Source organism: Constantimarinum furrinae (genome assembly GCF_014295415.1).
GTDB classification, from domain to species: Bacteria; Bacteroidota; Bacteroidia; order Flavobacteriales; family Flavobacteriaceae; genus Constantimarinum; species Constantimarinum furrinae.
In genome coordinates, this window is record NZ_CP052909.1 from 740,268 (window position 1) to 753,126 (window position 12,859).

At 41.5% G+C, this 12,859-nt stretch carries 12 protein-coding genes; 2 read left to right on the forward strand and 10 right to left on the reverse strand.

What is annotated here, in order from left to right; genetic code table 11:
* The first annotated feature begins 73 nt into the window (after positions 1-73).
* Complete coding sequence (locus ALE3EI_RS03525) at positions 74-496, forward strand: cytochrome c oxidase assembly factor Coa1 family protein (protein WP_186990898.1); 423 nt, start codon at positions 74-76, stop codon at positions 494-496.
* Here the strand turns inward: ALE3EI_RS03525 and bioA are convergent.
* The 10 genes from bioA to ALE3EI_RS03575 form a co-directional block, all read right to left on the reverse strand.
* A complete protein-coding gene (bioA, locus tag ALE3EI_RS03530) occupies positions 493-1,758 on the reverse strand; it encodes an adenosylmethionine--8-amino-7-oxononanoate transaminase (protein ID WP_186992281.1) in 1,266 nt (421 codons plus the stop codon). The two genes, ALE3EI_RS03525 and bioA, sit on opposite strands and share 4 nt — an antisense overlap.
* 62 nt (positions 1,759-1,820) lie before the next feature.
* Positions 1,821-2,441: a dethiobiotin synthase gene (bioD, locus tag ALE3EI_RS03535; protein WP_186990900.1), complete on the reverse strand. Its 621-nt coding sequence runs from the start codon at positions 2,439-2,441 to the stop codon at positions 1,821-1,823.
* 34 nt (positions 2,442-2,475) lie between these two features.
* Entirely contained in the window at positions 2,476-3,636 is a 1,161-nt protein-coding gene (locus ALE3EI_RS03540) for an aminotransferase class I/II-fold pyridoxal phosphate-dependent enzyme (RefSeq protein ID WP_186990902.1), read from the reverse strand.
* 186 nt (positions 3,637-3,822) lie between these two features.
* A complete protein-coding gene (locus ALE3EI_RS03545; RefSeq protein ID WP_186990904.1) occupies positions 3,823-4,101 on the reverse strand; it encodes a F0F1 ATP synthase subunit epsilon in 279 nt (92 codons plus the stop codon).
* Positions 4,102-4,171: 70 nt separating this feature from the next.
* Positions 4,172-5,677 (reverse strand): F0F1 ATP synthase subunit beta, encoded by a 1,506-nt coding sequence (atpD, locus tag ALE3EI_RS03550; protein ID WP_186990906.1) that lies wholly within the window; start codon positions 5,675-5,677, stop codon positions 4,172-4,174.
* A 241-nt stretch (positions 5,678-5,918) separates the two neighbouring features.
* Positions 5,919-6,812, reverse strand: coding sequence for an aminotransferase class IV (locus tag ALE3EI_RS03555; RefSeq protein WP_186990908.1), 894 nt, complete (start codon positions 6,810-6,812; stop codon positions 5,919-5,921).
* Between the two features lies 1 nt (position 6,813).
* The gene (locus tag ALE3EI_RS03560) at positions 6,814-7,536 is read right to left on the reverse strand and encodes a sulfotransferase-like domain-containing protein (RefSeq protein ID WP_186990910.1); all 723 of its coding nucleotides are present in this window, start codon (positions 7,534-7,536) and stop codon (positions 6,814-6,816) included.
* A gap of 49 nt (positions 7,537-7,585) precedes the next feature.
* A complete protein-coding gene (gene glmS, locus ALE3EI_RS03565) occupies positions 7,586-9,433 on the reverse strand; it encodes a glutamine--fructose-6-phosphate transaminase (isomerizing) (RefSeq protein ID WP_186990912.1) in 1,848 nt (615 codons plus the stop codon).
* A gap of 12 nt (positions 9,434-9,445) precedes the next feature.
* Positions 9,446-11,002: a DUF4270 domain-containing protein gene (locus tag ALE3EI_RS03570; protein WP_186990914.1), complete on the reverse strand. Its 1,557-nt coding sequence runs from the start codon at positions 11,000-11,002 to the stop codon at positions 9,446-9,448.
* Between the two features lie 17 nt (positions 11,003-11,019).
* Positions 11,020-11,829 carry a glycogen/starch synthase gene (locus tag ALE3EI_RS03575; protein WP_186992283.1) on the reverse strand — a complete coding sequence of 270 codons (810 nt, stop codon included), beginning with the start codon at positions 11,827-11,829 and terminating at the stop codon, positions 11,020-11,022.
* A gap of 183 nt (positions 11,830-12,012) precedes the next feature.
* On the opposite strand from ALE3EI_RS03575, the gene panC reads away from it, so the two are divergent.
* Complete coding sequence (panC, locus tag ALE3EI_RS03580; RefSeq protein WP_186990916.1) at positions 12,013-12,858, forward strand: pantoate--beta-alanine ligase; 846 nt, start codon at positions 12,013-12,015, stop codon at positions 12,856-12,858.
* The last annotated feature ends 1 nt before the right edge of the window (position 12,859 follow it).

Consider the following 12,859-nt stretch of genomic DNA (forward strand, 5'->3'; position numbering starts at 1 on the left):
ACACTTGCTTTTTTAGTAATTTGCTGCAAAAATAAAGGTAATTAACTTTTAACTCCCCTTAAAATAATTTAAAATGGAAGAAAATCAGCAGCACAAGGGATGGTTTGGTCGAAACTGGAAATGGGCGGTCCCCACCGGATGTGGGATCATGCTATTGATCGGTATTATTGCCATCGTAGGCGGCTTATTTTGGGGAGTTACCAGCATAATTCAGGAAAGTGACGGAGTGAAGGAAGCCATGTCCCGCGTGCAACAAAACGAAATAATAATTTCAGCATTAGGGGAGCCCATAGAAATTAGCGGAATGACCACAGGAAACATACACACTTCAAATGGAACTACCTCTTTGGACGTGACCGTACCCATAAAAGGCCCGGATGGAACAGGAGTATTGAAGGTAATTGGAAACGAACAAAACGATGTTTGGAGCTATCAATTTATGGAAGTCCATCTTTCAGATTCAAACGAAACCGTCAACTTGTTAGATAACGATTAAAAGATCTTCAGGGCCTTTAAAATACTGTCATAGATCTTCTTCAATTCAGAATTCGTAATACAATATGGCGGGAGGATATATATGGTATTCCCGAGAGGTCTAAGATAAATTCCGTCGGTCATAAAGTGATCGTATAATCGATTCCTAAGATCACCATATCGCTCCATTTCCGTTTTAAGGTCTAAAGCAAGAATAACTCCCAATTGCCGAACTGCACTGACTTTTGGATGGTCTATAATCCGTATTAAAAATTGCTTATGTTGTGCTTCTATACGTTCTATAGCGAGCTGAATCTCCTTAGAGCACAACAGGTCTATCCCGGCAATTGCCGCGGCGCATGCTAACGGATTTGCACTATAGGTATGGGCATGAAAAAAGCCCTTCCCAATAGCATCATCGAGAAAAGCATCAAATATATCCTGTGTACAACTCGTAATTCCCATCGGCATCATCCCGGCAGTAAGGGCTTTACTAAGACAAATGATATCGGGTTGGGTGTTAAGATGATTGGAAGCAAAATGTTTCCCGGTTTTTCCGAATCCGGTCATCACCTCATCGGCAATACAAAGAACATTATTCCTTTTACACAGCTTCAGTATTTTCTCAAGTCCCTCCCTCGAATGCATTTTCATACCTGCAGCACCTTGTACCAAAGGTTCGTAGACGAAGGCAGCACAGTCATTTTCAGAAAAAATGATTTCGAGTCTACTGAGGATCTCATTTTCATTAGCTCCGTTAGGAACGGGAATGCGCTCTACCTTCAGAAAAAATTCTTCAAATGGCCCGTTATAAACCGATAGTCCCGAAACGCTCATCGCCCCAAAGGTGTCTCCATGAAAACCTTCCTCAAAGGCTACTAGCGTATTCTTTTTAAACCCCTTGTTGTGGTGGTACTGCAGCGCCATTTTTATTCCTACTTCTACGGCTGTCGAACCGTTGTCGTTAAAAAAGATCTTTTGCTGGTTCTCAGGTAGAATTGAAATAAGTTTTTCAGAAAGATCAATTGCCGGTTCGTGGGTAAAACCCGTAAAAACAACATGATCCAAACGAAGCATCTGGGCAGCAACTGCCGAAGTGATCTTTTCATTACAATGGCCGTACATGGCCGTATACCAGGAAGCGATGGCATCTATATATCCGTTCCCTTTTTCATCGTACAAATAAACCCCTTTGGCCGCAACGATCGCTAGAGCTCCTTCACTGGTCTTGTGCTGGGTTAACGGATGCCAGATGTGTTTTTTATCCCGGTTCTGAAGCGACATCATTCAATTTTATGGTAAAGGTAGCAAACATCACTGTATTCATCAGCTTTAAACGATTCAACTTATATGAGTACCGGAGTTAAAATTTCAGCATATTCAGCTACCACATTCTTGTCAAAATAGGGTTCTTCATCAATTCTTCCAAGTATAGGAACGCCAGTCATTTTAGCGATGACAGATTCGGTACTTTTATGTTCACTACCGCTAAAAATAATTCCGAAGACCTCCAGATTGCGTTGCTTTAACAGTTCAATGGAGAGTAAGGTGTGGTTAATACTTCCCAAATAATGTCGCGAAACCAGGATCACCTTATCATCGGGTTGAATGAGATCTACCATAGTTTCCTTGTCATTTATAGGCACCAACAATCCTCCGGCACCCTCAATTACTAAGTGATTTGTCGTACTCGGTCTGTGTATCGATTTCAGGGATATTGAAACCCCATCCACTTGGGCCGCAGCATGCGGACTCATAGGGCTGGTGAGTTCGAAGGCACTTTTATGGAATTCAGATTTGGAATTTGAGATTAGATCCTTCACTTTCCCGCTGTCGGGATTCTCAAGTTCCCCGGCCTGGACGGGTTTCCAGTAGTCTGCCATCAAGGCCTCAGTTACCATTGCCGAAACTATGGTTTTTCCAACTTCAGTAGAAATTCCGGTAATAAAATAGGTGTTGTTTTTCATGGAATAAAGTTACGGAAAGCTTGAATGATCGACGTTAAAGAGCGATCTCATTTAATTCATCCTTTAAAATATTGCACAAGCTGTTAATCTGTGCCTCGGTATTATAACTATGGACACAAATTCGCAAACGCTCCTGCCCCATGGGAACCGTTGGGGATAGAATAGGCCTAACATCATAACCCTTTGTTTTTAGTTTTTCAGAAACCGCCTTAACAACTTCGTTTGTTGGAATAATACATGAATGTATGGCAGAATCGGAGGTCAAAAAACGTTCACTCAGTTGATTGTTCCCAACCGATGATCGAAACATTTCTATATTGTTTTTTAGTGCTTTCACTCGTTTAATTCCCTCAGCAGAGGAAAGCTGTTCATATGCCGCCAGAATGCTTGCAACCGCATGTGGAGGCAGTGCTGTTGTATAAATAAAACTACGGGAGAAATTAACGAGATATTCGATAAGGGTATGACTTCCAAGTATTGCGGCACCATGACAACCCAGTGCCTTCCCAAAAGTAAAGACCCGAGCAAAAATGTGCTTCTCCAGACCTTGTTCGTAAATAAGTCCCTTTCCCGTTCCCACAACGCCCAGTGCATGGGCTTCATCAACGATCAACCGTAGCTTGAACCGGGTGCAAAGCGCCGTCATTGCTTTTAAGTGCGGAGTATCCCCATCCATAGAAAAAACCGATTCGGTCACTACATAGATTTCATTATGACTCGCCCTCTCCCTTTCGGCTATTGTTGTCAAATGCTCCAGGTTGTTGTGCTCAAACTTTAAGGCCTTTGCATTGCTCATCCGTATGCCGTCTCTAATGGATGCATGACAGAATTCGTCATACAGAATAAGATCTCCGCGTTGAGGCACACTGCTTAAGAGACCGAGGTTGGCATCAAAACCACTATTAAAGATAAGTGCAGCGTCAGCATTGTTAACGTTCGCGAGGTAATTTTCAGCCATTGTGAATACCTTATGATTTCCGGTTAATAAACGCGAGCCGCTTGCACCATTATATTGCAAGGCGTTTTCTTTTAGGATTTGTAATGCCCTGCTATATATTTCTTCCGAAGTACTAAAACCCAGATAATCATTCGAAGAAAAATCAATTAATTGAGTTGAAGTACCCAACCGACGCATGGAGTAATCTTTGGTTCTGGAATCCAGTTTTATCTGAAGGTTTTTCGGAAAATCATCCATGGTTCAAATTTAAGTATCTTTAACTAAAAGTAGCTATTTGCCACGCCATAAAACGGCTTTTAAAAGTTTGGGATACATCGATTCCAAAGCCGAAAACATCCAAACTAAGAAGAATAAATTACCTTTAAATAAAAATCCCGGACTCTTAAACAGAATCCGGGATCTTCAGGACTGAGTTACTTAAACTTAATCAGCCAATACAATAATGTTATTGTTATTACACTCTACGGTACCACCGTTAATTTCCAGTACCCATTTCCCATCGGCATCCTTAGTGAATTTCTTTTCAAAACCTTCAGCGATAGTTGGGTTGCCTTTAAATTTTACTTTACCTGCAGTAAGTAATGAAACAATAGCTGCGTGATTATTTAACATCTGAAAAGGCCCTTCAACACCGGGAACTGTTACCGATTCAACTTCACCCGACACCAATTGGGCTTCTGGAGTTACTATTTCTAAGTGCATAGTTTTTAGTTTTCAATACTCAGTTGCGGTAGGCAGTTCTGTAAACTGCACCTGCATACTGAATACTATTTTACGCTTCCGCTAACATTTTCTCTCCGGCCTCGATCGCTTCTTCAATGGTCCCTTTCAGGTTAAAAGCAGCTTCCGGTAAGTGATCCAATTCGCCATCCATGATCATATTAAATCCTTTGATGGTTTCCTTGATATCTACCAATACTCCGGGAATACCTGTAAACTGTTCTGCCACGTGGAAAGGCTGAGAAAGGAAACGCTGTACACGACGTGCACGTCCTACCGCCATTTTATCTTCTTCCGAAAGTTCTTCCATCCCAAGAATGGCAATAATATCCTGTAATTCCTTATATCGCTGTAACAACTCTTTTACACGTTGCGCACAGTCGTAATGCTCTTTTCCAAGAATATCGGCTGTAAGGATACGCGAAGTAGAATCCAATGGATCCACCGCAGGATAAATACCCAGCTCGGCAATCTTACGCGATAATACAGTGGTTGCATCCAGGTGGGCAAAGGTTGTTGCCGGCGCCGGATCGGTAAGGTCATCTGCAGGTACATATACCGCCTGAACCGATGTAATAGATCCTTTTTTGGTTGAAGTAATTCGCTCCTGCATCGCACCCATCTCGGTTGCTAATGTTGGCTGATATCCCACCGCAGAAGGCATACGACCAAGTAGTGCCGATACCTCAGATCCCGCTTGTGTAAATCGGAAAATGTTATCTACGAAGAAGAGTACGTCTTTCCCCTGACTGTCACCCGCTCCATCACGGAAATACTCAGCAATGGTAAGACCGGAAAGTGCTACTCGTGCACGTGCTCCGGGAGGTTCGTTCATCTGTCCGAATACGAAAGTCGCTTTCGATTCTTTCATTTTTTCTTTATCTACCTTAGACAGATCCCATCCCCCATTTTCCATAGAGTGAAGGAAATCGTCTCCATAACGAATAATTCCCGACTCAAGCATCTCACGAAGTAAGTCATTCCCTTCACGAGTACGTTCTCCCACTCCGGCAAATACAGACAATCCACCGTGTCCCTTCGCAATATTGTTAATAAGCTCCTGGATCAATACCGTTTTACCTACTCCGGCTCCACCAAATAAACCGATCTTTCCTCCTTTTGCATAAGGCTCAATAAGGTCGATGACCTTGATCCCTGTAAAAAGAACTTCAGTAGAAGTAGAAAGGTCTTCAAATTTTGGTGCTTCACGGTGAATAGGTAAACCATCGTCACCTGCTTTTGGCAAGTTTCCAATTCCGTCGATCGCATCACCAATTACATTAAAAAGACGTCCGTATACTTCCTCGCCAATGGGCATCTGTATAGGCGCTCCTGTTGCAACAGCATCTACCCCACGGCTTAAACCATCGGTAGAGTCCATAGAAATGGTACGTACGGTGTTTTCACCTACGTGTGATTGTACTTCAAGGATCAATTTATTTCCATTGTTATCTACTTCTAGTGAATCGTAGATCTTCGGAAGTTCAGCACCATTAGCAAACGTAACGTCTACTACCGGGCCAATAATCTGTGCAACTTTTCCTGTAACTTGTGACATGCTGTACTTGTTTAATTTTTAGTTATCTATGGGTGAGAAAAGCACCCTGATTTTCAACGGTGCAAAGATAGTTTTTTCTCTTTTAAATTTGCAACGGATTCGCCTAAAAATTTGAAGTACTTTTCGATTGGTTTTTATGGGGGCTTCTCTTTCGCTAAAGCTACAGAGAACCGTGCTTTCCGCCTTACGCGGTAAGCTGCTTCAATCACTGCCCCAACTCCTGCTTTTTAAAAGTTTCCGGTTAAAAGGATTCGCAATAACCTCTCACCTTCTTTTTGAACAGTTTCAATACATTTTGCATCAACGCATCCTCTTTTGGGATCGAACGCCCGTCAATTTCGACCACCGGAGTAAGTTCTCCCATGGTTCCCGTGGCAAAGACACCATCGGCATTTATAAATTGAGACAAACTCAAGTCGGCTTCCTCGATCGCGATCCCTTCAGCTGCACACATTTCCATTACGGTATTTCTTGTAATACCCGGTAAACAGGCATGTCCAAAGGGAGTATATACCTTCTCATTTTTCACCATAAACAGATTACTTCCGTTCAATTCGGCAACAAAACCGCGTTCATCGAGCATGAGTCCGGCATCCTTTCCCGCTACATTGGCCTGTATTTTTGTGAGAATGTTATTGAGGAGATTGTTGTGATGGATCTTACTGTCCAGAAACTGAGGTGCATTTCTACGCTGACTACTACTTATCACTTTTATCCCGCTGTTGTTATCGTATACCAAAGGCTTCCATTCTGCCAGCACGATAAGGCAGGAGCCATTTTGGTTAAGCCGTGGGTCCATACCACTGGTGATCTTTTCTCCACGGGTAAGCGTTAACCGAATATGTGTGTCGTTGTTCATGCCATTGGCGTCCAGCGTTTCCTTAATGGCCCTTTTTATCATTTCCTTTGACGGAATATCGGTAAATGCCAAGGTCTTGGCACTTTCCTGCAAGCGTGTAAGATGCTTGTCCAAGCACACTATACCTTCAGGATATACCCGTAACCCTTCCCAAACGGCGTCTCCCCCTTGCACCGAGCTGTCAAAAACCGAAACTTTCGCTGCTTCTCTCGGGTATAATCTGTCCTTTATAAAAACCTGAATATTGTTATTTCGCGGGTCGAAGTGTTGTAGCATATCAATCGTTTAGTACTATGTTCTTTTTTAAAGTTTCGTAATACGGCATAGCCTCCTTTAATAATGCCTGCAAATGTTCGGGGATACTGTGATCCTTAGAGATTCCAGCTTTAAACCCTTCCGAATTGTGAACATTGGCATACCAATGGGCTGCCCAGACTCCGTCTTCGGGAATACCGCCTTTGGGCCAGGACAGCATCGCCTGGTCGAACTGAATATCCAAAAGTCTGCACAATTTCTTCAGATAGTTTTCCGGATCCAATAAAAGTTCGTCGCTATCAATTACCAATGGAGTCTTATCGTGCTCCTTTAGAAATAAAAACAATTCGGCTGCGCGTTTCAAACCTATATCATTTAGTTTGGGGGCATCGATCACTCGGGAAAAAGAGGCTATTAATTTTTGAGGATGTCGAATAAGGATCACATTCTGCCAGTCGAATAAAAATTCGGGGTTCTTGTCAAGAAAATGATGAGCCATCCCTTTTACAAATATATGTTTTATCCCTGCCAGGTCGTTGATTCCCTTTACAACAACCTCCGGATTAAGTTCCATGGTGGCAAGTATCTCATCCTTCGAAGGATGATCGGCAGCTTTGTCGGAATTCTTTAAATAATAACCGTAAAACGGTTCATCGAGGACGTTAAAATCTTCCCGTTGTGCAAACGAGTACATTAACGCTGTAGAAATATTTCTTGGACCCGATATGAGATTGATGACTTGCATAGAATAAAAGTAAAACTTTTATTTCACGGGATTGCAAGTATGGTTAAAATTACTCTACGGTAACCGACTTGGCGAGATTTCGCGGTTGATCCACATTTCGGTTTAGCATCACGGCTATGTGATAGGACAATAACTGCAGCGGAATGGTCGTAACCAATGGAGTAAGGGATTCCGGGGTATGAGGGACTTCCATAATATAATCTGCCATTTCTTTTACCAGAGTATCTCCTTCAGTAACAACGGCAATGATTCGTCCGGCTCTGGATTTTATCTCCTGAATGTTACTCACCACTTTTTCGTAATGATTACTGTTTACAGCGATCACCACCACCGGCATTTCCTCATCAATAAGTGCGATGGGACCGTGTTTCATTTCAGCGGCTGGATAGCCTTCGGCATGGATATAGGAAATTTCCTTAAGCTTTAGTGCACCTTCCAGCGCAACCGGGAAATTGTAACCTCTTCCCAGATATAAAAAGTTTCGGGCGTTCTTAAATTCTTCTGCTATTACTTTAATATGTGCATCACTTTGCAGTGCTTCTTCGACTTTGGCAGGTATGGTCTCCAGTTCACGCAAATGCAGCATATAGTCACTGTGAGATATTGTGCCTTTCACCTTTGCCAATTTTAAGGCTATCATGGTTAACACCGTGATCTGTGTAGTAAAGGCTTTCGTGGATGCCACACCAATTTCGGGGCCGGCATGAGTATAGGTGCCGCTATGAGTTTCACGCGAAATGGTTGATCCCACAACGTTGCAAATTCCATAAACAAAAGCTCCTTTTTCCTTCGCAAGTTTAATGGCTGCCAGCGTATCGGCAGTTTCACCACTTTGGGAGATAGCGATCACCACATCCTTTTCGGTAATAATAGGATTTCGGTATCTGAATTCGGACGCATATTCCACTTCCACAGGGATACGTGCAAGGTCTTCAAAAATATATTCTGCCACCAATCCGGCATGCCAGGAAGTTCCACAGGCCACAATAATGATACGATCTGCATTGGTAAACTTCTCAATATAATCTTCGAGTCCGCCAAGTTTAATAATTCCCTTATTCGCTAATAACCGTCCACGATACGTGTCCTTAATTACAGAAGGTTGTTCGTAGATCTCCTTCAGCATAAAATGATCGAACCCGCCTTTCTCGATCTGCTCAAGGTTTAGCTGCAACTCGTGAATGTAGGGAGCCACCAGGCTATCGTCCTTAATTTTTCTAACTTTTACATCCCGCCCGCGACGTATGATCGCCATTTCCTCATCCTTAAGATAAATAGCATTGTTAGTAAATTCTATAAAAGGAGAGGCATCACTGGCAACAAAGAATTCATCTTCACCAATTCCGATGGCCAGCGGGCTACCCAATTTGGCAACTACGATCTCGTCGGGCTTGTTCCTATCGAACAATGCGATGGCGTAAGCACCCACCACCTGATTTAAAGCAATTTGCACCGCCTTTCCCAGCTTAACTTTTTCGTTCTTTTTTACGTCTTCAATAAGATTTACAAGAACTTCAGTATCGGTATCGGACGTGAACGTATACCCACGTTTAATAAGTTCCTTTTTTATTGAGGCATAGTTTTCAATAATACCGTTGTGGATAATTACCAGATCACCGCTTTGTGAGTAATGAGGATGAGAGTTCACATCATTTGGAACTCCGTGAGTGGCCCATCGGGTATGACCAATCCCAAGTGTTCCGTTCTTTTTTATCTTCCTGTCTGCAAGTGCTTCAAGGTCGGCGACCTTTCCTTTGGTTTTGGCCAATTGAATATCGGTGCCATCGTATAATGCAACTCCGGCACTATCATATCCACGATATTCCAGACGTTTTAGTCCGTTGATAATAATAGGATACGCATCTCTTTTTCCAATATAGCCTACAATTCCACACATAACAGCTTGTTGTTAGTTAGGTTCGGTATAATAAATCTGAAGCTTCAGTCTTTTATTCTCGTTAGAGGATCTGTTTCCATGCAGTATCGTTCCCTGAGGAGACACCACGCTTGTTGCGGGCACTTTTTCAATATTTAACAGATCTGGGTTTTTAAGATCAACAAAATCCGGAACTTTAACATTCTGAGAAACCATAACACCTAGCCTCACATTAGTAGAGTCCTTATTGATTAAGTTACTTATGTGGTTGGTAATCCGCATCTTGTAAAAATCTCCATCACTATCACTTCCCCGTTCCAGTCGTCCAAAATGCTGTGAAAAAGCATCGATAGGTTCTTCACCCGAAGTAATATCCAATGTGTAATCAATGAGCAGGGTACCGTTGTTAATATCGTAAATTATAATTCGTTCGGGCTCGTTAGACCCCCCAACTACCCTGTTTTGATCTACGTAGAACATTAGGTTGGCTTCATTAATTAACCATTCTTTTTCACGAAGATCTTCAAGTTCTTCCGGTACTCCATCATTATCTGTATCCTCCCCAAAAAGCTCTACAATGGTAATGATACCGTCACCACCTCGAAGATATAAGGTCTCTTCACCTTCGGTCTCATTTACATTAAGCAGATCGCTTACAATAGAAGTAGGCAGATTGTTCTCGTATACATTGACACTAATGGCATTAAAAAGCAGCGTTAAAGCTGCGTCAATTCGATCTTCAGGATCTTCTCCTTCAAAAGTGTAGTTTAACGTTATGGTAGCGTTTGCCGCATCGAAGAAAAACAGATTTCCGTCATTAGTTGGGGAAGAAACCTTAAAATAAAGCCCTCTGAAATACTCCCGAAAATTGTTATTGTTAAGCAACTCCGACGACCCTTCCATATCGATGATCTTTTCCTTAAAGAACTCCACGGGTAACTCGACTCTTAAACCGGGGATCAATGCTTCTTCCTCGTTCACCTCAGTGGTTGTCGGGTCATCCTCGACAACTACAATCTTTTCATTACTGGGCTTAAAATCTTCTATGGTAAGTAGTAGCTCTCCCAGAAAATTCTCGAAGGTAGGCCCTTCATTTGAGTAGTATTTTTGTGTTTCCTGCAGTCCAGTATTCGGATCAAAATCCCTTAAAAAATAATTGGATTCATAAATTTCGATTGTAATGGGAGTGTTTCCGTAGATTGAGTCCAGCGAATAAGTGGTTTCTTCATCAACAACCTCCTCGGTACTAAAATAAGGGAGATACAGGAACACTTCTTCCAGCTCGGTAGAATCGCCAAAATTGGGGTCGGTAGATTCCAAAGTAACCTGAGATAACCAATTCACTGTAGATTTTCCGAAAACTGGGTCGTTATAGATTCCAAGCTGATATACAGGCAAACCGTTAGTTTGCACCGGAGTTAATTTATGACTGTAGGCAATTACGGTTCCGGATTCATCCAGTTGTGCGTTAATATTCTGGTCACCAATGATCTCGGAACCAATAGTATTAAAATCTTCTTCACAGGAGGTGAATCCTATTATAGCTACTAAGATTGCCAATAGAACAGGCAATGTATTCTTAAACTTCATAAGCAATTTAATGTGTGTTAATCCAATACTTTGGATTGGTAAAATTCTAAAAACGCCTCCGAAAATTCATCCATATTGTGATACTTTAACACAGGTTTATCCAAATTGTCGAGATACTCAGACAATGCTTCCGGAATTTCTTCGGATGCAATGATGGCTGCATCCGAATTCTTAATAGCGATCTTCATCATGTTCACATAGTTAGGCTCTTTTAACTCTGCGATGTCCTCTTCTTCAATTCCGTCGAACATGATCTTATCGATCAACTTATCGTTTAACGTTTCATTGAAGTCTTGATTGTATACCGAAGTAACTATTTTACTGTTTTCAAAAAGTGGTTCGTTTCCGTAGTAATTCCGAAGATATAACGGCAAGAAAGATGCAAGCCAGCCGTGAACATGAATAATATCGGGTGACCAGTTTAATTTTTTCACGGTTTCAATGACTCCTTTTGCAAAGAAAATTGCCCGTTCATCATTGTCTTTAAAGAAATTACCCTCCTCGTCGGCATAGGTAGCCTTACGTTTAAAGTAATCTTCGTTATCAATAAAATAAACCTGCATTCTTTCTTTCGGAATAGAAGCAACTTTTATAATTAATGGCATGTCGAGGTCATTGATCACTAGGTTCATTCCCGATAATCTAATAACTTCATGTAACTGGTGTCTCCTCTCGTTAATGTTTCCATACCGAGGCATGAAAATGCGAATCTGTCCGCCATTGTTGTTAACCATTCGTGGAGCTTCAAACGACATTGAAGAAATCTCGGTCTCGGGAAGGTAAGGAATTACTTCCGAAGACACATACAAGACTCTTTTATCTTTCATCATTGATCAAATATTTTTTATTGGCACGATATAAGTATCGACAAAAATTAATCTGAAAATCTTTTGTCGCTTACTATAAAATTCGATACTGGGTTGGTATTGTGTTTAAAAACACGCAAAATTACGAAAATTTATGAAGATTGCCGTTAATATATTAATTTTACACGCTCTTAAAAAAATTCTATGGTCGTTTACACCGACAAAAAATCCCTCATAAATAAACTTAATTCGTTTAGAGAGAATCAAAAAAAAATAGGCTTTGTCCCTACCATGGGTGCTTTACATCAAGGTCATCTATCGCTCATAGCCCGTTCTGTTGATGAAAACGAAGTGACGGTTGTAAGTATTTTTGTGAATCCCACGCAATTCGACAACCCTAAGGATCTGGCAAAATATCCCAGAACCCTGGAAAGCGACCTCAAATTAATTAAAACACTTGCAGGTAATATTTTGGTGTTTAATCCATCGGTTTCGAGCCTGTACAACGAAAAAGTGACCTCGAAACATTTTAGGTACGGCGGACTCGAAAACCAAATGGAGGGCAAACACCGGAAAGGACATTTTGACGGGGTAGGCACCATACTATCTATCTTTTTTAGGATGATCAATCCACACAATGCCTATTTCGGGCAAAAGGATTTTCAACAATTACAAATAGTAAAAAAACTGGTGGAGATCGAGGATCTGGATGTTAATATTGTGGGATGCCCTATAGTTAGAGAGCCGAATGGTCTTGCAATGAGTTCGAGAAATAAACGACTAAGTCAGAAACAGCGAAAAGAAGCATCGCTTTTGAACGAAGTACTTACCGAAGTGAAAAAAAAATTTAAGAGTCACAGTATTGCCGAACTCAATACATTGGTTAAGGAACGGTTTTTGAATAGCAATATGAAACTGGAGTATTTTGAGATCGCAAATGAGGACTCATTAAAAACGGTAAAACAAAAACGCAAGAACAAAGCCTATAGAGCATTTCTCGCCGCTTTTGCCGGGGAGGTTCGGTTAATAGATAATATGGCTTTAAATTAAT